The organism is Pseudotabrizicola sp. 4114 (assembly GCF_031457365.1).
In the GTDB taxonomy this organism is placed as follows: Bacteria; Pseudomonadota; Alphaproteobacteria; order Rhodobacterales; family Rhodobacteraceae; genus Pseudotabrizicola.
This window is the reverse complement of record NZ_JAVDWP010000005.1, coordinates 59,393-80,987: the sequence shown is the minus strand read 5'-3', so window position 1 is coordinate 80,987 and position 21,595 is coordinate 59,393. Positions and strand designations below refer to the sequence as shown.

Genomic DNA, 21,595 nt, shown 5'->3' with positions numbered 1-21,595 from the left:
CTAATGCGGCCAGCCCTGACCCAGAACAAGAATCGAGCATGCCATGGCCAATGACCTTCTGTCCGCCGCGACGCCGACCTATGACGCCTCCTCCATCGAGGTGCTCGAAGGGCTGGAGCCGGTGCGCAAGCGGCCCGGCATGTATATCGGCGGCACAGACGAGCGCGCGCTGCACCATCTTGTCGCCGAGATCCTCGACAACGCGATGGATGAGGCCGTCGCCGGTCACGCAACACGCATCGAGATCGAGCTGCACGATGGCAACACCGTCACCATCCGCGACAACGGTCGCGGCATCCCGGTCGACCCGCACCCGAAATTCCCCGGCAAATCCGCGCTGGAGGTGATCCTGTGCACCCTGCACGCGGGGGGCAAGTTCGGCGGCGACGCCTATGCCACCTCCGGCGGTCTGCACGGCGTGGGCGCGAGCGTGGTCAACGCCCTGTCCGACCACATGCGGGTCGAGGTCGCCCGCAACCGCGAGCTTTACGTGCAGGAATTCTCCCGCGGTATCCCGCAGGGCCCGGTGCAAAAGGTCGGCCCCGCCCCGAACCGGCGCGGCACTACTGTGACCTTTCACCCCGACCCGGAAATCTTCGGCAGCCTCACCCTGAAACCCGCCCGTATGCTCAAGGCCGCGCGGTCAAAGGCTTACCTGTTCTCGGGCGTGGAAATCCGCTGGAAAACCGCCGTCAACGATGGCGAGACCCCGCAGGAGGCCATCTTCCACTTCCCCGGCGGCCTGGCCGATTACCTCACCGACACGCTGGCGAAATCCACCACCTATGCCGAGCGGCCCTTTGCCGGCAAAGTCCCGTTCACCGAGAAATTCAACGTCCCCGGCTCCGTCGAATGGGCGATCAACTGGACGCCCGCGCGCGACGGCTTCATCCAGTCCTACTGTAACACCGTCCCCACCCCCGAAGGCGGCACGCATGAAAGCGGCTTCTGGGCCGCCATCCTCAAGGGCATCCGCGCCTATGGCGAGCGGGTGAAAAACCGCAAAGCCGAGCAGATCACCCGCGACGACCTGCTCACCGGCGGCTGCGCCCTCGTCTCCTGCTTCATCCGCGAGCCGCAATTCGTGGGCCAGACCAAGGACCGGCTGGCGACGGAGGAGGCCGCCCGCTATGTCGAACTCGCCGTGCGCGACCACTTCGACACCTGGCTGGCCGCCGATCCGAAATCGGCGGGAAGCATCCTCGATTTCCTGATCCTGCGCGCCGAAGAACGCCTGCGCCGCCGGATGGAGAAGGAAACCGCCCGCAAATCCGCGACCAAGAAACTGCGCCTGCCCGGCAAGCTCACCGATTGCACCGCGAAAAACCGCGAAGGCACCGAGCTGTTCATCGTCGAGGGCGACTCGGCAGGCGGCTCTGCCAAAGGCGCCCGCTCACGCGAGACGCAGGCGCTGTTGCCGCTCAAGGGCAAGATCCTCAACGTGCTGGGCGCGGCCTCCGCAAAGCTGCACGACAATTCGGAAATCCGCGATATCTGCGAAGCACTTGGCGTCTCGATGGGCACCAAGTTCAACGTCGATGATCTGCGCTATGACAAGATCATCATCATGACCGACGCCGATGTTGACGGCGCGCATATCGCCAGCCTGCTGATGACGTTCTTCTTCACCCAGATGCGCCCGCTGATCGACAAGGGCCATTTGTATCTGGCCTGCCCGCCGCTCTACCGCCTGACCCAAGGCGCGCGCCGGATGTATGTCTCGGATGACGCCGAAAAAGAACTCTGGCTCGCCAAAGGCCTTGGCGGCAAAGGCAAAATCGACGTGCAACGCTTCAAGGGTCTGGGCGAGATGGACGCCAAAGACCTGAAAGAAACCACCATGGACCCCGCCTCGCGCAAACTGATCCGTGTTTCCATCGACGAAGACGAACCCGGCATGACCGGCGATCTGGTCGAGCGCCTGATGGGGAAAAAGCCCGAACTGCGGTATCAGTACATTCAGGAGAATGCGCGGTTTGTGGAGGAGCTGGATGTGTGAGGGCTATATGCCATTGACGTATACGCCAATGGCATATATATGCGAGTGACAGCTGTAGAAATGCCCGAATTTCTGCGGCGGGCAAAAACCATCATGACGGATGCCGAACGCAACGATCTGATCGACTTCCTCTCCGCAAACCCCGAAGCCGGGGTATCTCTCGGCGGTGGTATCCGGAAGCTGCGCTTTGCCCGCGACGGCGGCGGCAAAAGTGGCGGCTTCCGCTCCATCCACTTCTACGCGCCCGGACGCGGGCAGCCGGTGTTTCTGATGACGGTCTTTTCCAAGAACGCGAAGTCATACCTGAAACCAGACGAAGAGGCCGCCTTGGTCAGCATCGGCGAGCGGATTCTTGCAAGCTACGGAAGAAAATCATGACCAAAGCCTATGACAGCATCCTGCAGGGCCTGACCGAGGTGGAAGCCTATCTTAAAGGTGACAAAACCGGCGCGGTGACCCACGAAATCGAAGTGCCCACCCCAGATGTCCGCGCGATCCGCGCCCGGACCGGGTTAAGCCAGGCCGACTTCGCCCGCTCCATCGGCGTCAAGAAAGCCACCCTGCTGAACTGGGAACACAACCGCCGCACCCCGGACGGCCCGGCACGGGTGCTGCTGGCCCTGATCGAGAAGGAGCCGGGGATTGTGCAGAGGGTGTTGGTTTAGGGGGTGGTGGGCAAAAAAGTCGGAACTGCAGTATCAGTATACTCAGGAAAACGCGCGGTTTGTGGGGAGTTGGATGTGTGAGGGAACATTAAACCAATGAGCCTATACGAAATAGACATTCGCTTTTCAGTCCCGGGCACTCCAGTTTCGTTGAAGGCCAAAGGTTTCGGAAAACTAGACTGGATGGAAAGAGTGAAAAACGCCGCTCTATCTGCGCTGCCACAAAACTGGCAGCCAACAGACCAAGAACTTTCACTAACCATTTATGATTTCCCCTCGGAGCAGCCCCAAGGCGACGTAGATAACATTATTAAGAGAATTCAAGATGCTATGAACAATGTTATTTACGTGGATGATAAGCAGGTTCGCCGAGTTGTTGCGCATCGATTTTTACCTGACGAGTATTCTGACGTGGTCACGCTACCCCCCTTGATTATGGAGGCCATCGCAAATGAACCTCCATTCGTTTATCTGACTATTCGCTCAAATCCATTTGGAGATGCGCAATGATAGCTGTTCATTCTGAAGCAGAAGCTATTGTATTAGAACATGCTACACAGTTGTATAAACCGCTAGGGTTTGAGCTTTCAAACGAGAAGATATCGCCATTTACGCTGGGGGTCAGAGGTTATCTTCCTGATTTCGTCTTCAAGCGAGGCGAAGAACGCATTGCGGTAGAAGCAAAAGTGCGGAGAACGCAGAATTTGCAAAGAAGCTTAGAAGATTTAAAAAAGGAAATAGAGCAACTGCCTAATTGGAAGTTTGAGTATTTCTTTGCAGATGAACTTAGAGACAAAACTAGTCTGAACAAAGTGGGCATGGACGCAATTACAGCTTCGCTTCGGCAGGTGCGTGAAGTGTTGTCGGCAAACCAAGTTCAAGCAGGTTTTCTTCTTTCTTGGGCTATCTTTGAGGCTGTCGCCCGCTTCAAAATGCCAAAATCATTTCAGGTTCCGCAATCTCCCGGCCGAATAATCACGGTTTTGGCAGAAGCAGGATCAATTTCACCTTCGGAAGCAGATACATTGCGTGCATTGTCCTCTAAGCGGAACTTGCTTATACATGGAAAACTTGATGAAGTCATTTCTATCGAAGAGGCAAATACTCTCATAATGATTTCAGAAAGACTAATTGTTAGCACTAACTTATAAATGGCACTACCATCACAGGAAAACGGGTCAAGCAACCGCCGTAGGGCGGGGTTCACCGCGCCCCCCCTCCCCAACCCCCAACCCTTAACAACTCCTGAATCCCGCACCCCTAACCCCTTGATTCCAAACACTCCGCCCCATTGTAACACAGGGGGAAGCCTCAGCAGCCTTGCCTGACCCCCGCGAAGCGGCTAGGAACCTTCCGACCCCCTTTAGCGATAGGCCGCCCCTCATGCGTCTCTCCCGATACTTCCTCCCCGTCCTCAAGGAAAACCCCTCCGAGGCCCAGATCGTCAGCCACCGCTACATGCTGCGGGCGGGCATGATCAAACAGCAGGCGGCGGGCATCTATTCCTGGCTGCCGCTGGGCTACCGGGTCCTGAAGCGGATCGAGCAGATCGTGCATGAGGAACAGGCCCGCGCCGGTCACATCCCCCTCTTGATGCCCACCCTGCAGCCCGCCGACCTGTGGCGTGAGAGCGGCCGCTATGATGACTACGGTCAGGAAATGCTGCGCATCAAGGACCGCCACGACCGCGACATGCTGTTCGGGCCGACCAATGAAGAGATGATCACCGACATCTTCCGCGCCCATGTCGGCAGCTACAAAGACCTGCCGATGACCCTGTATCACATCCAGTGGAAGTTCCGCGACGAGATGCGGCCCCGGTTCGGCGTGATGCGTGGCCGCGAGTTCCTGATGAAGGACGGCTATAACTTCGACATCGACAAGGACGCGGCCCTGCACGCCTATAACCGCCACATGGTCAGCTACCTGCGCACCTATGAACGCATGGGCCTGACCGCCATCCCGATGCGCGCCGCCTCCGGCCCCATCGGCGGCGACAACACCCATGAATTCCTGGTGCTCGCCAGCACCGGCGAGTCGGAGGTGTTCTACGATTCCGCGGTGACCGAGCTGAAACTGGGCGAGCGCGAGGTCGATTTCGACAACCGCGACGAGGTGGCCGGCATCTGCAAGGAGTTCACCACCCTCTACGCCCGCACCGACGAGACCCACGACGCCGCCGTGTTCGACGAGATCCCGGAAGAGCGCCGCAAGGTGGGCCGGGGCATCGAGGTTGGCCAGATCTTCTACTTCGGCACCAAGTATTCCGAGTCGATGGGCGCCACCGTGGTCACGCCCGACGGCTCGAAAGTGCCGGTCGAGATGGGGTCGCACGGCATCGGCGTGTCACGCCTTCTGGGCGCGATCATCGAGGCCAGCCATGACGACAAGGGCATCATCTGGCCCGAGGGCGTCACGCCGTTCCCGGTCGGGATCGTGAACCTCAAACAGGGCGACGCCAGCACCGATCTGGCCTGCGAGGGGCTGTACAAGGCGCTGAAAGCCAAGGGGCTGGAGGCGCTGTATGACGACCGCGAGGAACGCGCGGGCGCCAAATTTGCCACCATGGACCTGATCGGCCTGCCCTGGCGCATCACCGTCGGCCCGCGCGGGCTGTCGAACGGGGTGGTGGAAGTGACCAGCCGCCGCACCGGCGTGTCCGAAGAGATGTCGGCCGAAGCTGCGGTGGACCGCATCGTGCAGATCTACGCGGCACATCGCTGACAGCGGTCAGGTCAGGCGTGACATAACCCGCAGGGGGCCGGCATTGAAATTCCTGGTGATTTCAAATTGTCAGGGCCCCCTGTGCGGACCAGCCCTACTTCAAACCCGCGCTCAATACGTATCAAGGGGCTTTTCGCCCCATGACCCGGCTGCGCCGGGCAGTACGGTCAATGATCAGACAGCCGGGCGGACTGACCATATTTCTACGGACAAATGCCGCCGGGAACGCAACGTCAATCGGTCTGGTGATTGACTTCAGACCTTGCGGGGGCATCATTCAGCCGTCCCTGAAAGTGCCGCCATGACCCTGCCTGCCAACCATCCGCGACTGAACAAGCGCCCCTTCAGCGTCGGAGAGCTGGTGGCTGACGGCGTGGTGCACGGCGTGGCGCTGATTGCCGGGGTCATGGCGTTTTCGGCCCTGCTCTATCATGTGTTGGCGCGGGCCGACTTTGGCCTGTTCGTGGCGCTTGCGGTGTATGCGGCCGGGTTCTTTCTGATGTTCGGCTTCTCATTGGCCTATAACATGGCCCCGCCCTCGGCGCTGAAATGGATGCTGCGCCGGTTTGATCATTCGGCAATCTACGTCATGATTGCAGGCACCTATACCGCCATTCTGGCGCAGTTCGAACCCGGTCTGATGGTCTGGGTTCTGGGCGCGGTGGTCTGGGCCGGGGCGGTGCTGGGGGTGGTGGTCAAGCTGGCTCTGCCCGGGCGCTATGACCGGCTGTCGGTGGTCACCTATATCGCGCTCGGCTGGATGGGCGTGCTCGCCGTCGGCCCCGCCCGCGCAGCGCTGCCGGGGGTGTCGCTGTGGCTGATCGTGCTGGGCGGCATCACCTATGCGGGCGGTGTCGCGTTTTACAAATGGCACCGGCTGCGGTTTCACAACGCGATCTGGCATCTGTGCGTGGCCATTGCCGCAGGATTGCACTTTGCCGCCATCGCCATCGCGGTGGGCTGAGGGTGATCCCGCCGAAGTGACGGTGCCCCCGCCCGCCACGTCTTGACGCGACAGGCAGCAAGCGACACTGTCCGCGCAAAAGACATAAAGAGCAGACATGCCCCAGACAGCCCCCTTTTCCCGCTTTGAACGGATGATCGCCTGGCGCTATCTGCGCGCCAAAAAGGCTGAAGGCGGGGTCAGTGTGATGACCTGGATCAGCCTGATCGGCATCACGCTGGCAGTGTTCGCGCTGATTGCCACGCTGGCGGTGCGGGCCGGGTTTCGGGCGGAATTTGTTGACACCATTCTGGGCGCCAACGCGCATGTCACGATCTATTCCGCAGGGCGCGCCGATCAAAATGGCAATCTGATCAAGGGCTTTCCGGATTACGAGTCGCGGGCGCAGGCCCTGGCCGCCGTTCCGGGCGTGACCCGCGCCGCGCCGATGATCCGCGGGCAGGTCATGGTGTCGAGCCAGAACGCGACCAACGGGGCCGAAGTGTATGGCCTGTCCGAAGAGGATTTGTCCTCTATCCCCCGCGTCGGCCTTGGCGCGGATGCTTACGGCGATCTTGAACGCTTTGACGAGGGTGTCGCCATAGGCTCGGTTCTGGCGCGGGATCTGGGCGTGACGGTGGGCGACCGCATCCGCGTGATCTCGCCCGACGGGGTCAGAACTGCCTTTGGCAGCAGCCCGCGCGTCAACGCCTACGAGGTGGTCTATATCTTCACTGCCGGGCGCTATGATATTGACAAGACACGGCTTTATATGCCGTTTGCCGAGGCGCAGAGCTATTTCAACCGCGAAGGCATCGCGGATGAGTTCGAGGTGATGGTCAGCCAGCCCGATGACATCGACCGCTATACTGCGCCCTTGCTGCAGGCGGGCGGCGATGACGCAATCCTGTGGACATGGCGCGACTCGTCTGGCGCCTTCCTGCGGGCGCTGGATGTCGAGGACAACATCATGTTCGTGATCCTGTCCATTCTGGTGCTGATCGCCACGATGAACATCATTTCCGGCCTGATCATGCTGGTGAAGAACAAGGGCCGCGACATCGGCATTTTGCGCACGATCGGGCTGACCGAAGGCGCGGTCTTGCGGATCTTCTTCATGTGCGGGGCGTTTACCGGCATTGTCGGCACGGTGCTGGGCGTGGCTCTGGGCTGTCTGTTCGCGCTCTATATCGACCCGGTGTTCTCGGCGGTGAACTACCTGGCCGGCGGGGGGGTCTGGGATCCGTCGATCCGGGGGATCTACGCGCTGCCGGCCAAGCTGCAATGGGCTGACGTATTGTCGGCGGTGTCGCTGTCGCTGGGGTTGTCGTTTATCGTCACGATCTTTCCGGCCCGCCGCGCCGCCCGGATGAACCCGGTGGAGGCGTTGCGTTATGAGTGATCAGGCACAGGATCTGGCGCTCGATCTGTCGGGGATCGAGAAGACCTATAACAAGGGGAAGCCGTCGGAGGTGATGGTGCTGCGCGGGGCCACGCTGTCGGTAAAGCCGGGCGAGGTGGTGGCTCTGGTTGCGCCCTCGGGGGCGGGGAAATCGACGCTGCTGCATATCGCCGGGCTGCTCGATACGCCCGACATCGGGCAGGTCCGGCTGAACGGGCGCGACATGAATGGGCTGTCCGACAAGGCCCGCACCGAGGTGCGGCGCGCGGATGTAGGCTTTATCTACCAGTTCCACCATCTGCTGCCCGAGTTCTCGGCGCTGGAAAACATCGTCATCCCGCAGCTGGCCAATGGCGTGGATGAGGCGACGGCCAAGGCGCGGGCGATGGACCTTTTGACCCGTGTGGGGGTGGGGCCGCGCGCCGGTCACCGCCCCGCCGCGCTGTCCGGGGGCGAGCAGCAGCGGGTGGCGTTCTGCCGGGCGCTTGCCAATGCACCGCGCCTGTTGCTGGCGGACGAGCCGACCGGGAACCTTGATCCGGCGACCTCGGATCAGGTGTTTGCCGCGCTGATGGATCTGGTCCGCGCGACCGGGCTGGCGGCCCTGATCGCCACGCACAACATGGAGCTGGCGTCACGGATGGACCGGATCGTTCGGCTGGATCAGGGCCGCGTGGCCTGAGTCCTTCGCCTGAGCCCGTCGCCTGAGCCCTTGTGCCGGAGGCGCTGCCCTGTCACCCTGAGCGGAACCCAGAAGGAGACCGCCATGGCACAGCCATTGCCGATGCTATCCCTGTTTGCGGCCCTTGCGTTGGGGGCTTGCGTGATTGCGACGGCGCCCAAGGTGATGCCGACCGGGGCGCAGGATTTTGCCGATTTCTGTGCCGGCTGCCACGGGCTTTCCGGCAAGGGCGACGGCGAGATGGCGGGCACGCTGACCCGGCGGCCGCCAGATCTGACCCGTCTGGCGCGGCGCAATGGCGGCACCTTTCCGACCACCAAGGTGATGGCCAAGATCTGGGGCTATACCGGGGGCAAGGGTGGGGCGGTGATGCCGAACTTTGGCCCGCTGCTGGACAGCGATCTGATGCCCTATGACGGGGGAGACGGGATCATGTCGCCGACACCGGCGCGGCTGGTCCAGATTGCCGAGCATCTGCAGGCGATTCAGGTTCGCTGACGGACTGCCGAGAGCTAGGCATCCATTTATATCATTTATTACAATGACTTACACTAAAATATGTATCGATTGTTAACAAAAGGCGGGGTATGTGGCGGGGTGAACCCCGCCCTACCGACGGCATCTACTGCTTGATCTTCTTGCCCGCGATGGTGGTGCCGTCCTTGCTCAGCCCCGCATTGGCGGTGGCCAGAACCTTGACGACCTCTTTCTTGGGCTTCTTGGTTTCCTTGTTGCCGCGGTTCTTTTCCTTGGACATGGCCTGTTCCCTTGTGCCGGAGTTCTACCCCGGCCCATGCCGGAGGGATCGCTGCCACCGGAGACACTGACACGGGGTCAGCACGGGCCGGAAAGCATCAGGGGCGGTCCCACGCCGGGCGTGGGGGGCGGAGCCTGTGAGGAATAGATGGGCCTTTGTCACCCGAATCGCAAGGGTGCTATGGGCAGGTGGCGGGTCGCACGCGTGTTGTCTCGGTGCTGAGGCCGGTGCCCCCTCCCCCTCCCCGGGGCAGGGGAGGCGCATCTGGCAACGCGCGCGGGATGGCTGCGGCTGACGGGGTGGGGCGCGGGCTACGCGCCCGCACAGGCCCCTGCCCCTGCGCCCCGGACTGGCGCAATACCCTGCGCTTGCAGAACAGGCGCTTCCCTCCCCCCTTGTGGGGGAGGGGGAGGGAGGGGGGGCAGCGGCGGACTTTCCAAAGCATGTGGGCTTGCACATGTTCCGGGCAGCGGCAATATCAGGGCAAGATCAAGGCCGATCAGGCAGGCAGGGGCGGGCGCAATGGCACTTCCGATGGCACAGCAGGCGAAATACTGGGGCATTGCGGGCGTGATGTTCCTGCTGCTGATGTATCTGATGGGGGATGTGCTGGTGCCATTCCTTGTCGGCGGGGCAATTGCCTATTTCCTTGACCCGGTGGCCGACCGGCTGGAGCGGGCCGGGATGAGCCGGGTGGCAGCAACAGCGGTAATCACACTGGTGATGTTTCTGGTGGTGGTCCTGCTGGTCCTGGCGGTGATTCCGACGCTGATCCAGCAGACCAGCGCCCTGGTGAACGCGGCACCCGAGATTTCGCGCAACCTGCAGACATTTCTGACCGATCTGTTTCCCGAACTGTCGGATGAGACCAGCATCATGCGCAAAACCCTGGCGGATATCGGTGATTTCATCCAGTCAAAGGGCGGCGATCTGGCGCAGGGGATCGTGACCTCGGCCATGTCGGTCATTTCTGCGGTGATCTTTATTGTCGTGGTGCCGGTTGTCGCGTTCTATCTGCTGCTGGACTGGGACAAGATGGTGGCGCGGGTGGATGCGATGATCCCGCGTGATCACGTGGCAACGGTGCGGCGGCTGGCGCGGGAGATTGATGACGTGCTGGCGGGCTTTGTGCGCGGGCAGCTGACGGTCTGTCTGATTCTGGGGGCGTATTATTCGGTCGCGCTGATGCTGGCCGGGTTGCAGTTCGGCCTTGTGGTCGGGGCAATTGCCGGGGCGGTGACGTTCATTCCCTATGTCGGTGCGATCATCGGCGGGATTCTGGCGGTTGGTCTGGCGCTGTTTCAGTTCTGGGGCGACTGGGTGGCGATCGGGATCGTGGCGGCGATTTTTGCCTTTGGCCAGTTCATTGAAGGCAATATCCTGACCCCCAAACTGGTGGGAAATTCTGTCGGGCTGCATCCGGTCTGGCTGCTGCTCGCCCTGTCGGCGTTTGGCGCGCTGCTGGGTTTTGCGGGAATGCTGATTGCGGTGCCGGTGGCAGCATCTTTGGGCGTGCTGATGCGGTTTGCCGTCAGCCAGTATCAGGCCTCTGTGTTGTATCGCGGGGTAGATCAGGCGGAAACCCTGCCACCGATTCCGCCGATGCCGACACCTGTAGCATACACAAAGGATGTGGTGTGATCCGGCAGCTGGCGTTTGATCTGCCGGTGCAGGCGGCCTATCGGCGCGAGGATTTCTTCACCTCTCCCGCCAATGCGCATGCTTTGGCGGCGGTTGAGGGCTGGCGGGGCTGGCCGGGGGGCAAGATGCTGCTGGTCGGGCCGCCGGGGGCTGGCAAGACCCATCTGGCACATCTGTGGGCCGCGACGGCGGGTGCGGTGATTGTCGCCGGGGCCGATCTGGCCGGGGCCGATCTGCTGGTGCTGGCCGAAACCGGTGCGGTGGCGGTCGAGGATGCCGACGCGGTGGCGGGGCGGCCCGAGGCCGAAACCGCGCTGTTTCACCTGCACAATCTGGTGCTGCCGCGCGGGTCTTTGCTGCTGACGGCGCGGGGCCCGGCGCGGGACTGGGGCCTGCGCCTGCCCGATCTGAAAAGCCGGGTGGAGGCTGCATCGGTGGCGCGGCTGGAGCCGCCGGATGATGCGCTGCTGTCGGCGGTGCTGGCCAAGCTGTTTGCCGACCGGCAGACCGTGGTGCCCCCGGCGCTGATCCCCTGGCTGGTGGCGCGGATGGAACGCTCGATCGACGCGGCGCGCGAACTGGTCGCGGCGATGGATGCGCGGGCGCTAGCGCAGGGCAAGCCGATCACCAGAGCGACGGCGCAGGGGTTGCTGGACAGGGATGAGGCGGAATGAAACAGTGTCATGAAAGTGTAAGATTTTTGAAGCATAAGCCCCGATCATGACCCAGGCAGATTTCCTCAAAGCGCCCTTCCCCGCCCCCGTCACCCTGCCCGAGGCTGAAATCACCGGGCCGGGGCGGTTTTTCAACCGTGAGCTCAGCTGGCTGGCGTTCAACCGTCGGGTGCTGGATGAGGCGGCGAACCCCAATGTGCCGCTGCTGGAGCGGCTGCGGTTTCTGTCGATCTCGGCAACCAATCTGGATGAGTTTTTTACCGTGCGGGTGGCGGGCCTGCGCGCGCTGGTGCGGGCCGGGAAAGCCGGGTTTTCCGAAGACGGCCGCACCCCGGCTGAACAGCTGGTGCTGATCCATGCCGATGCGCGCAAGCTGATGCAGCGCCAGCAGACCGTGCTGAACGGTCTGAAACGCGAGATGGAGGCCGAGGGGATCAGCATTGTCACCCGGTCCAAGCTGACAACGGCGGATCTGCGGCATCTGGAAGAGCATTTCCTGCACAAGGTGTTTCCGGTGCTGTCGCCGCTGGCGATTGACCCGGCGCACCCGTTTCCGTTCATCCCCAATACCGGGTTTTCCTTGGCCTTGCAGCTGGAGCGGCTGTCGGATCACCGCACGCTCAAGGCGCTGTTGCCGATCCCGCAGCAGATCTCGCGCTTTGTGCCCTTGCCGGGAAAACCGGGGGTGCATCGGTTCCTGCCGCTCGAAGAACTGCTGCTGCTGCATCTGAACATGCTGTTTCCGGGCTATACCGACCGGGGGCATTGCGCGTTCCGCGTCCTGCGCGACAGCGATCTGGAGGTCGAGGATGAGGCCGAAGATCTGGTGCGCGAGTTCGAGACCGCGCTGAAACGGCGGCGGCGGGGTGAGGTGATCCGGCTGAAGATGACGGCGGGGGCACCGCCTGAGCTGCGCGCGCTGATCATGGAAGAGCTGGCGGTCACCGAGTCGGAGGTGGTGGAGGTCAAGGGCCTGCTGGGGATTGCCGACCTGAAAGAACTGGTGCTGTCCAGCCGCCCTGACCTCTTGTGGCCACCGTTTACCCCGCGCGTGCCGGAACGGGTGCAGGACCATGAGGGCGATCTGTTTGCCGCCATCAAGCAAAAGGATATCCTGTTGCACCACCCCTATGAAACCTTTGATCTGGTGATCCGGTTTCTGGAACAGGCGGCGCGTGACCCGAACGTGCTGGCGATCAAGCAGACGCTGTACCGCACCAGTTGGGACAGCCCCATTGTCGGCGCGCTGTGCGAAGCGGCAGAGGCGGGCAAATCGGTCACCGCACTCGTCGAGCTGAAGGCGCGGTTTGATGAGGCCGCGAACATCCGCCAGAGCCGACGGCTGGAACGGGCGGGGGCGCATGTGGTGTACGGGTTCATCCACTACAAGACCCATGCCAAGATCAGCACCGTGGTCCGGCGTGAGGGCGACCAGCTGGTCACCTATACCCATTACGGCACCGGCAACTATCACCCGATTACCGCGCGGATTTACACCGACCTGTCGTTTTTCACCTGCGACCCTGCGCTGGGGCGCGATGCGACCAAGGTGTTCAACTATCTGTCGGGCTATGTGCAGCCCGAGGGGCTGGAGAATCTGGCGATTTCCCCGATCAGCCTGAAACCGCGCCTGCTGGAGCTGATCGCAGCCGAAGCGGATCATGCCCGCGCAGGCCGCCCGGCAGAGATCTGGGCCAAGATGAACAGCATCATCGAGCCAGAGGTGATTGACGCGCTCTATGCGGCCTCTCAGGCCGGGGTAAAGATCAGTCTGGTCATTCGCGGCATCTGCGGATTGCGGCCCGGCATCAAGGGGTTGTCCGAGAATATCCGCGTCAAATCCATCGTTGGGCGGTTTCTGGAACACAGCCGGATCGTCTGTTTCGGGTCAGGCCATGGCCTGCCCAGCCGTCAGGCGCGGGTGTTCTTTTCCAGCGCGGACTGGATGGGGCGCAATCTGACGCGGCGGGTGGAAACGCTGGTCGAGGTGCATAATGACACCGTCAAGGCCCAGATCGTCAGCCAGATCATGGCCGCCAATCTGGCCGATGAGGCGCAATCCTGGGTGCTGACCGCCGATGGCAGCACCGAGCGCGAATTGCAGCCCAAAGATGGCAAGCTGTTCGCCTGTCATACATTTTTCATGGAAAACCCGTCTTTGTCAGGCAGGGGCACCGCCGGGGCAAAGGATGTGCCGAAACTGGCCGCACTGAAGGAATAGCGGGTCACGGATGGAAATAACCAAACGTTGCGCCCCGATCAATGCGTTCAACCATAAGGCGTAGCTTTGCTTGACGCCGCACCGCACCTTGCGCCAAGGTCCGGCTTACACTGCACTGGGGACTCAATGACCAGCGACCATGACCAGACCACTGTTGACGCAGAGGATGAAGAGTTCGGCCCCTTTGGCCGGTCGCTGTTTGAAGACCCGTCGGTCCGGGCGCTGAGCCGGGTCGGCGTGGTCGACGTGGGGTCAAACTCGGTCCGGATGGTGGTGTTTGACGGCGCGGCGCGGTCGCCCGCATATTTTTACAACGAGAAAATCCTGTGCGGTCTGGGCAAGGGTCTGGGCGAAACCGGGATGCTGAACCCCGAAGGCAAGCGGCGGGCACTGGCGGCGCTGAAGCGGTTCTCTCTGCTGGCCGGGGGCATGGGCGCGGCACCGCTGACCGTAGTGGCCACCGCCGCAACGCGCGAGGCGACCGACGGCGCGGAATTCTCTGCGCAGGTGCTGAAAGAAACCGGGCTGCGGCTGCATGTGATCGACGGCGATGAGGAGGCGCGGCTTTCGGCGCAGGGGGTGCTGCTGGGCTGGCCCGAGGCCAAGGGCGTGGTCTGCGACATCGGCGGCAACTCGATGGAGCTGGCGCGGGTCGGGGATGGCAAGGTCGGCACCCGCGTCTCGACCCAGCTGGGGCCGTTCCGCCTGCAGCAGGTCGAGGGCGGGCCCGAGCAGCGCCGCGCGCTGATCCAGCGGGTGCTGACCCGGGCGCAAGGCAAGATCAAGACCGAGGGGGAGCGGTTTTACATGGTCGGCGGCTCGTGGCGGGTGATCGCGCGGCTGGATATGGAGCGGCGGAATTATCCGCTGACCGTACTGCATGAATACCGGATGCCGGTGAAATCGGCGCTGGACACGCTGGACTGGCTGGAAGGCGCGGATCTGTCGATGCTGCGCGGCCGGACCGGCACCAGTGTCGAACGGATGGAACTGGTGCCACTGGCCTGCGAGGTGCTGCGCGAGGTGATCCGGGTGTTCAAGCCGACGGAAATCGACATCTCGTCCTACGGCATCCGCGAAGGTCTGCTGTACGAGCAGATGCCCGACAAGCTGCGCGCCCGCGACCCGCTGATCGAGGCGGCGCGGGCGGCGGAACAGACCGGCGCGCGGTTGCCGGGATCGGGCAAGAAGCTGTATGAATTCCTGCTGCCGCTGTTCAAGGGCCGCTCGCATGAGCGGCTGCGGCTGATCAAGGCGGCGTGTCTCTTGCATGACACCACCTGGCGGGCGCACCCCGATTACCGCGCCGATGTGTGCTTTGATAATGCGACGCGGGCCAACCTGGGCGGGCTTGACCATCCGGGGCGGGTGTTTCTGGGGCTGTCGCTGCTGCACCGCTACAAGAACAACCGCTCCGGCACCCGGCTGGAGCCGCTGTTCCGATTGTTGTCCGAGGATGAGGTGCAGGAGGCCGAGGTGCTGGGCAAGGCCATGCGCTTTGGCGCGATGTTCGCGGCGGGCGACCCGTCGCAGGCCGGGCATCTGGTGTGGAAGCCGAAAAAGCGCCTGCTGGATCTGCAACTGACCGAGCTGGGGTCGGGCCTGTATGGCGAAGTGGCAAAGGCGCGGTTTTCGTCGCTGACACAGGCGTTGCGGGCCAAGGGGCGGGTGTTGCAGCCCGGCGATGATGATGCTGAGACTTGATCATCTGGCGGTCAGCTGCACCGCGCTGGACGAAGGTGCAGCGGCGGTGGAGGCGGCGCTTGGCCTGCCGCTGGTTGCCGGTGGCACACATGCCCATATGGGCACGCACAACCGGCTGCTGCGGCTGGGCGATCTGTATCTGGAAGTGATTGCGATCAACCCGCAGGCCCCTGCCCCGGCGTGGCCGCGCTGGTTTGCGCTGGATGCGTTTGCGGGCGCACCCCGGCTGACCAACTGGGTTGCGGCCTGCGATGATCTGGACGCGGCGGTGGCGCAGGCCCCCGCAGGTGTGGGCACGCCGGTCGATCTGGCGCGCGGCGATCTGCGCTGGCGGATGGCGGTGCCAGGTGACGGGCGGCTGCCGTTTGGCGGCGCACATCCGGCGCTGATCCAGTGGCAGGGGCCGCATCCGGTGGCGCGGCTGCCCGATACCGGCGCGCGGCTGGCCCGGCTGGTGGTGAGCCATCCCGAAGCCGCGGCCTTGCGCGCGGCGCTGACGGCGCTGTCCGACGCGCGGCTGGTGATCGACCCGGGGCCGCTGTCTCTGCGGGCCGAGATCGACACGCCGCACGGGCGGCGCGTGCTGGCATGATCCGCCCGGCAACGCCAGCGGATGCGGCAGCGGTCGCCGCGATCTGGAACCATTACATCCGCGCCAGTGCTGTCACCTTCAACGCCACCGAAAAATCGCTGGACGAGGTGGGCTGCACCATCACCGCCCGGCTGGCGCAGCGCTGTTTCGTGGTGGCCGAAGAGGCGGGTCGCGTCTGCGGCTTTGCGACCTATGACCAGTTCCGCAGCGGCATCGGCTATGCCCATGCAATGGAACACACCATCCAGCTTGCCCCGGATGCAGGTGGCCTTGGCCTTGGCCGCGCCCTGATGGCAGCGGTCGAGGCGCATGCAACACGTGCTGGCGCACATGTGATGATCGCGGCGGTGACCGGGGAAAACGCAGGCGGCCGCGTGTTTCACGCGAAAATGGGCTATACCGAGGTCGGCGTGATGCCACAGGTCGGGCGGAAATTCGGGCGTTGGATGGATCTTGTGCTGATGCAGAAAATCCTCTCCTGACAAGGCGTGCGGCCCGCGCTATCCTGTGCCCATGTCGATCTGGACCCGCATCGCTGACGCGCTTTCGGCCCTTGCCACTGGCGAAGGGCTGTCGGTGGTGTTCGACCGGCTGCGCGGGGTGCAATCGACGCCGGAAAAATCGGTGGGCTTCACCATTGCCGTGATCGCGCTGGGGGCCAAGATGGCCAAAGCCGACGGGCAGGTGTCGCGGCACGAGGTGGCAACCTTCCGGCGGATCTTTGCGATTCCCGATGAAGAAGCCGCCAATGCCGCCCGTGTGTTCAACCTCGCGCGGCAGGATGTGGCGGGGTTTGACTCCTATGCCCGCAAGGTGGCCGCGATGTTCCGCGCCGAGGGGCAGGCCCTGTGCGCGGACGACCGCAATGTGCTGATCGACCTGCTGGAAGGCTTGTTCCACATCGCCATGGCGGATGGCGATTTTCACCCCGCCGAGGATGCGTTCCTGCGCGAGGTAGCGCGGATCTTTGGTCTGGATGACCGCTGCTACGCCACCTTACGCGCCCGTTTTGTCGAAGGCGCGCCGCGTGATCCCTATGACGTGCTGGGCGTGGCCGCCAACGCGCCGCTGGATCAGGTGCGCGCGGCCTGGCGGCAGGCGGTCAAGGACAGCCACCCCGATTCGATGATCGCGCGCGGTGTGCCTGCCGAGGCGGTGAAGCTGGCCGAACGCCGCCTGATCGCGATCAATGCCGCCTGGGAGGAAATATCGGGGCGGCGGGCGGCCTGATGACCGCGCCCGAACGGCTGCGCATCGCCACCTACAACGTCGAATGGTTCAACACCCTGTTTGATGAGGACGGCCGACTGCTGGCCGACGGTGAACCCTCGGCCCGCCACCAGATCAGCCGCGCGACACAGGCGGGCGCGCTGGGGATCGTGTTTTCCGCGATGGATGCCGATGCGGTCATGGTGATCGAGGCGCCCGATACCGGCTCGAAACGCAGCTCCACCCGCGCGCTGGAGGCCTTCGCCCAAGCCTTCGGCCTGCGCACCCGCCGCGCCATCACCGGCTTCATGTCGGAAACCGAGCAGGAAATCACCCTCCTCTATGACCCCGACCGGCTGACGCCCCGGCATGACCCGATCGGCGCGCCGGCGGGCAAGAAGGGCAGCCGCGATGCCCCGCGCTTTGACGGAACATTCCGCTATGACATCGACACCGATGCCACCCCCGACCTGATCCGGTTTTCCAAACCGCCGCTGGAACTGGCGGTGGTCACGGCTGCGGGGCACAGGCTGCGCCTGATCGGGGTGCACGCAAAATCCAAGGCACCGCATGGGGCCCGTACCCCCGAAGCCATCACCCGGCTGTCAATCGAGAACCGCCGCAAACAGCTGGCCGAATGCATCTGGCTGCGCGCCCGGGTCGATTGGCATCTGGCACGCGGCCATGACCTGTTGGTGCTGGGCGATTTCAATGATGGTCCGGGGCTGGACGAATTCGAGGCGCTGTTCGGCCATTCCGGGGTCGAAATCGTGCTGGGCCTCGACGTGCCACCCGAGGCGCGGATGTATGACCCGCATGCCGCCATGGCGCTGCCCGGGCGGATGAACCTGACCCCGACCACGGCGCGGTTCTGGCTGAACCCGCAACAGCGCTATTTCGAGGCCCTGCTGGATTTCATCATGGTCTCGCCGCGCCTCGCCGCCAGCCACCCGGCCTGGCGGATCTGGCACCCGTGGAATGATCCGGCCTGCCTGAACACCCCCGAACTGCACGAGGCGTTGCTGCAGGCCTCGGACCATTTCCCGGTCACGATCGACCTGTCGCTGTCCCATCCGCCGACCCGTACGACGGTGCCGCCCGATCTGCCATAAGACGTGATTTGCGCCGGTTCCGGCGCAGCGACATAATGGGTCACATGAAAACCCTGTGCCGCACCCTCGCCCTGCCCCTCCTGCTGATCGCAGCCCCGCCTGCCATCGCCCAGACCCTGCCTGCCCCGCAACCCGAGGCGGAAAAGGGCTTTGATCTGATGGAAGAGGGTGCCAAGCTTTTGTTCCGTGGCCTCATGCGCGAGATGGAACCGGCGCTGAACGAGATGGGCAAGGCGCTGTCGGAAATGGAACCGACACTGGAAAAGCTGATGGCGCTGGTCGATGACATCCGCAACTACGATGCCCCGCGCCTGCTCGACAATGGCGATATCCTGATCCCGCGCCGCAAGGATGCGCCAAAGCCCCTGCCGATTCCCGAGGGGGAAATCGAGCTGTAAGAGGGGGGCCAGCCCCCCGGCTTCGCCGCCCCCCGGAGTATTTTCAAAAGATGCAAATCAGGCAGGCCAGACGGTTGATCTGCACCTTTCTGAAATACTCCCGCCGGAGGCATACCCGGCCCGTCAAGGCCGGGCGGGTGCCGGATCAGCGCCGGGTCTGACGAATCAGGGTCAGAATATCCTTGGCGGCGCTCGGGATATTGGTGCCCGGACCAAAGATCGCCTTGACGCCGTTGTCATAAAGGAACTGGTAATCCTGCTGCGGGATCACCCCGCCGCAGATCACCAGAATGTCGCCCGCCCCTGCCGCGTTCAGCGCCTGCACCAGTTTCGGCGCGAGGGTCTTGTGCCCTGCGGCCTGCGACGAGATGCCGATGACATGCACGTCATTGTCGATGGCATCCTGCGCCGCCTCTTCCGGGGTCTGGAACAAGGGGCCGACATCCACGTCAAAGCCGATATCGGCAAAGGCAGTGGCGATGACCTTGGCCCCCCGGTCATGGCCATCCTGGCCCATCTTCACCACCAGCATGCGCGGGCGGCGGCCCTCTTCGGTGGCAAAGGCCTCGACATCGGCCTGAATCGCCTCGAACCCGGCGTCGCCCTCATAGGCGGCGCCGTAGACCCCGGCGAGGGTTTTGACTTCCGCGCGGTGGCGGCCAAAGACGGTTTCCATGGCGTCTGAAATCTCCCCTACGGTGGCGCGGGCGCGGGCGGCGGTGACGGCGGCATCCAGCAGGTTGCCGCCTTCGCCCGCGCGGCGGGTCAACTCGGCCAATGCCGCCTGACACGCCGCCTCGTCGCGGTTGGCGCGGGTGGTTTTGAGCCGGGCGATCTGGCTTTCGCGCACGGCGACGTTGTCGATATCCAGAATATCAATCGCGTCTTCGCTCGCCTTGCGGTATTTGTTGACGCCGACGATGACATCTTCGCCCCGGTCAATCGCCGCCTGACGCCGGGCAGCGGATTCCTCGATCCGCAGTTTCGGCATCCCGGTGGCGACCGCCTTGGTCATGCCGCCCATCGCCTCGACCTCTTCAATCAGCTTCCACGCCTCTGTCGCCAGCTGATGCGTCAGCGTCTCGACATAATAGCTGCCCGCCAGCGGGTCGACGACATGGGTGATGCCGGTTTCCTCCTGCAGGATCAGCTGGGTGTTGCGGGCAATGCGGGCCGAGAATTCGGTGGGCAGCGCAATCGCTTCATCCAGCGCATTGGTATGCAGCGACTGCGTGCCGCCCAGCACTGCCGACATCGCCTCATAGGCGGTACGGATCACATTGTTGTAGGGGTCCGCCTCTTGCAGGCTGACGCCAGAGGTCTGGCAATGCGTGCGCAGCATGAGCGACACCGGATTTTTCGCAGAAAAATCGGACATGATCCGGTGCCACAGTAGCCGGGCGGCACGCAGTTTGGCGGCCTCCATGAAGAAATTCATGCCGATGGCGAAAAAGAATGACAGCCGCCCGGCAAAGGCGTCGACATCCATGCCGCGCGCAATCGCGGTGCGCACATATTCGCGCCCGTCAGCCAGCGTAAAGGCCAGTTCCTGCACCAGATTGGCCCCGGCTTCCTGCATGTGATAGCCGGAAATCGAGATCGAGTTGAACTTTGGCATATGCTCGGAGGTGTATTCGATGATGTCCGCGATGATCCGCATCGACGGCTCGGGCGGATAGACATAGGTGTTGCGGACCATGAATTCCTTCAGAATATCGTTCTGAATGGTGCCCGACAGCAGGCTGCGGTCGACCCCCTGCTCCTCCCCCGTCACAATGAAATTGGCCAGAATCGGGATCACCGCGCCATTCATTGTCATGGAAACGCTGACCTTTTCCAGCGGAATGCCGTCAAACAGGATTTTCATATCCTCTACCGAGTCAATCGCCACCCCGGCCTTGCCGACATCGCCCACCACGCGCGGGTGGTCGCTGTCATACCCCCGGTGGGTGGCCAGATCAAAGGCGACCGAGACGCCCTGCTGACCGGCAGCAAGGGCCTTGCGGTAAAAGGTGTTCGACTCCTCGGCGGTGGAAAAGCCCGCGTATTGCCGGATGGTCCAGGGCCGGCCCGCGTACATCGTGGCCTTGACCCCGCGTGTAAAGGGGGCGGCCCCCGGCACCCCGCCCATATGGGGCAGGTTCGCCGTGTCGGCGGCGGTGTAGAGCGGTTTGACCGGAATGCCTTCGAGCGTGTTCCAGATCAGGCTTTCAGGGTCGCGGCCCTTCAGCTCTTTGGTGGCAAGGGCGGCCCAGTGGTTCAGCGCGTCGGTCATCGGTGTTCTCCGTCATATGCTCTTGGCATCTGCTCTTGGGTTTCCGGCCGCGCCGCCCTATGTTCTGATCAAAGGGAGCCGCATGAAACCGCTTTATACTCTTGGTCTTGCAGCATTGCTGCCGTTTGTCGCCACCGCTCAGGAAGCGGCGGCGATTGATCCGTCAGTTCAGGTCGAAGCCATGGCCGAAGAGGCGGCCGGGGCCTATGGGCCGCGCGATGCGGCAGATGTGGTGTTTGCCGATCTGCTTTTCGAATTCCGCCCGGTGGTGGTGTTCGGCGACAGCCCGGAAGATCCGAATTTCCTGCGCCAGATGGAGCTTTTGGCTCGCGATCTGCCCGCGCTGCAATTGCGCGATGTGGTTTTGATCACCGACACCGACCCCGAGGCGCGGGGCGAGTGGCGGCTGAAGCTGCGCCCGCGCGGGTTCAGCCTTGTGCTGATGGACAAGGATCTGCGCCCGGTGATCCGCAAGCCGCTGCCGTGGGAGGTGCGCGAGATCACCGCCGCCATCGACAAGTTCCCGCTGCGCCGCCAGGAAATGCTGGAGCGCAACCCGGCCGGGCGCCGCTAGGCCCGGCTGCGGCTGCCCCCCGG

Annotated in this window: 22 protein-coding genes; 20 read left to right on the top strand and 2 right to left on the bottom strand. The window is 63.3% G+C overall.

The features are described 5' to 3' along the window. Positions 1–43: 43 nt before the first annotated feature. The 10 genes from parE (at position 44) to J2X53_RS13025 (ending at position 8,913) form a co-directional block, all read left to right on the top strand. Complete coding sequence (gene parE / locus J2X53_RS13070) at positions 44–1,999, top strand: DNA topoisomerase IV subunit B (protein WP_349037937.1); 1,956 nt, start codon at positions 44–46, stop codon at positions 1,997–1,999. Between the two features lie 60 nt (positions 2,000–2,059). Next, positions 2,060–2,377: a type II toxin-antitoxin system RelE/ParE family toxin gene (locus tag J2X53_RS13065; RefSeq protein ID WP_349037936.1), complete on the top strand. Its 318-nt coding sequence runs from the start codon at positions 2,060–2,062 to the stop codon at positions 2,375–2,377. Continuing rightward, complete coding sequence (locus J2X53_RS13060) at positions 2,374–2,664, top strand: helix-turn-helix domain-containing protein (RefSeq protein ID WP_349037935.1); 291 nt, start codon at positions 2,374–2,376, stop codon at positions 2,662–2,664. The genes J2X53_RS13065 and J2X53_RS13060 overlap by 4 nt, the downstream gene beginning before the upstream one ends. 183 nt (positions 2,665–2,847) lie before the next feature. Further along, positions 2,848–3,174 (top strand): RusA family crossover junction endodeoxyribonuclease, encoded by a 327-nt coding sequence (locus J2X53_RS13055; RefSeq protein ID WP_349037934.1) that lies wholly within the window; start codon positions 2,848–2,850, stop codon positions 3,172–3,174. Next, positions 3,171–3,815, top strand: a complete 645-nt coding sequence (locus J2X53_RS13050) for a hypothetical protein (RefSeq protein WP_349037933.1) — start codon at positions 3,171–3,173, stop codon at positions 3,813–3,815. Before J2X53_RS13055 ends, J2X53_RS13050 begins: the two co-directional genes overlap by 4 nt. 232 nt (positions 3,816–4,047) lie before the next feature. After that, positions 4,048–5,388: a proline--tRNA ligase gene (gene proS / locus J2X53_RS13045; protein ID WP_349037932.1), complete on the top strand. Its 1,341-nt coding sequence runs from the start codon at positions 4,048–4,050 to the stop codon at positions 5,386–5,388. Positions 5,389–5,689: 301 nt separating this feature from the next. Further along, positions 5,690–6,352, top strand: coding sequence for a hemolysin III family protein (locus J2X53_RS13040; RefSeq protein WP_349037931.1), 663 nt, complete (start codon positions 5,690–5,692; stop codon positions 6,350–6,352). Positions 6,353–6,449: 97 nt separating this feature from the next. Then, entirely contained in the window at positions 6,450–7,733 is a 1,284-nt protein-coding gene (locus J2X53_RS13035; protein ID WP_349037930.1) for a lipoprotein-releasing ABC transporter permease subunit, read from the top strand. After that, entirely contained in the window at positions 7,726–8,415 is a 690-nt protein-coding gene (locus tag J2X53_RS13030; RefSeq protein WP_349037929.1) for an ABC transporter ATP-binding protein, read from the top strand. The genes J2X53_RS13035 and J2X53_RS13030 overlap by 8 nt, the downstream gene beginning before the upstream one ends. An 84-nt stretch (positions 8,416–8,499) precedes the next feature. Beyond that, the gene (locus tag J2X53_RS13025) at positions 8,500–8,913 is read left to right on the top strand and encodes a cytochrome c (RefSeq protein ID WP_349037928.1); all 414 of its coding nucleotides are present in this window, start codon (positions 8,500–8,502) and stop codon (positions 8,911–8,913) included. Between the two features lie 124 nt (positions 8,914–9,037). Here the strand turns inward: J2X53_RS13025 and J2X53_RS13020 are convergent, their stop codons facing one another. Continuing rightward, positions 9,038–9,172, bottom strand: coding sequence for a hypothetical protein (locus tag J2X53_RS13020; protein ID WP_267897815.1), 135 nt, complete (start codon positions 9,170–9,172; stop codon positions 9,038–9,040). A 522-nt stretch (positions 9,173–9,694) separates the two neighbouring features. On the opposite strand from J2X53_RS13020, the gene J2X53_RS13015 reads away from it, so the two are divergent. From J2X53_RS13015 to J2X53_RS12975, 9 genes are all read left to right on the top strand, one after another. Then, positions 9,695–10,813, top strand: coding sequence for an AI-2E family transporter (locus J2X53_RS13015; RefSeq protein WP_349037927.1), 1,119 nt, complete (start codon positions 9,695–9,697; stop codon positions 10,811–10,813). Further along, positions 10,810–11,487 carry a chromosomal replication initiator DnaA gene (locus tag J2X53_RS13010; RefSeq protein WP_349037926.1) on the top strand — a complete coding sequence of 226 codons (678 nt, stop codon included), beginning with the start codon at positions 10,810–10,812 and terminating at the stop codon, positions 11,485–11,487. Before J2X53_RS13015 ends, J2X53_RS13010 begins: the two co-directional genes overlap by 4 nt. 46 nt (positions 11,488–11,533) lie before the next feature. Further along, on the top strand, positions 11,534–13,708 hold the full coding sequence (locus J2X53_RS13005; protein ID WP_349037925.1) for an RNA degradosome polyphosphate kinase: 2,175 nt from the start codon (positions 11,534–11,536) through the stop codon (positions 13,706–13,708). Between the two features lie 126 nt (positions 13,709–13,834). After that, positions 13,835–15,412, top strand: coding sequence for a Ppx/GppA family phosphatase (locus J2X53_RS13000; RefSeq protein WP_349037924.1), 1,578 nt, complete (start codon positions 13,835–13,837; stop codon positions 15,410–15,412). Next, positions 15,399–16,004, top strand: a complete 606-nt coding sequence (locus J2X53_RS12995) for a VOC family protein (protein ID WP_349038196.1) — start codon at positions 15,399–15,401, stop codon at positions 16,002–16,004. The genes J2X53_RS13000 and J2X53_RS12995 overlap by 14 nt, the downstream gene beginning before the upstream one ends. Further along, complete coding sequence (locus tag J2X53_RS12990) at positions 16,001–16,486, top strand: N-acetyltransferase family protein (RefSeq protein WP_349037923.1); 486 nt, start codon at positions 16,001–16,003, stop codon at positions 16,484–16,486. The genes J2X53_RS12995 and J2X53_RS12990 overlap by 4 nt, the downstream gene beginning before the upstream one ends. 31 nt (positions 16,487–16,517) lie before the next feature. Continuing rightward, entirely contained in the window at positions 16,518–17,234 is a 717-nt protein-coding gene (locus J2X53_RS12985) for a molecular chaperone DjiA (RefSeq protein WP_349037922.1), read from the top strand. Next, entirely contained in the window at positions 17,234–18,325 is a 1,092-nt protein-coding gene (locus J2X53_RS12980) for an endonuclease/exonuclease/phosphatase family protein (RefSeq protein WP_349037921.1), read from the top strand. Before J2X53_RS12985 ends, J2X53_RS12980 begins: the two co-directional genes overlap by 1 nt. A gap of 44 nt (positions 18,326–18,369) precedes the next feature. Continuing rightward, positions 18,370–18,723 (top strand): AAA+ family ATPase, encoded by a 354-nt coding sequence (locus tag J2X53_RS12975; RefSeq protein ID WP_349037920.1) that lies wholly within the window; start codon positions 18,370–18,372, stop codon positions 18,721–18,723. 145 nt (positions 18,724–18,868) lie between these two features. Here J2X53_RS12975 and scpA read toward each other — a convergent pair whose 3' ends face one another. Then, positions 18,869–20,998 (bottom strand): methylmalonyl-CoA mutase, encoded by a 2,130-nt coding sequence (scpA, locus tag J2X53_RS12970; protein WP_349037919.1) that lies wholly within the window; start codon positions 20,996–20,998, stop codon positions 18,869–18,871. A gap of 82 nt (positions 20,999–21,080) precedes the next feature. Here scpA and J2X53_RS12965 point away from each other — a divergent pair, with 82 nt between their 5' ends. Continuing rightward, positions 21,081–21,572, top strand: coding sequence for a DUF4174 domain-containing protein (locus J2X53_RS12965; RefSeq protein ID WP_349037918.1), 492 nt, complete (start codon positions 21,081–21,083; stop codon positions 21,570–21,572). The last annotated feature ends 23 nt before the right edge of the window (positions 21,573–21,595 follow it).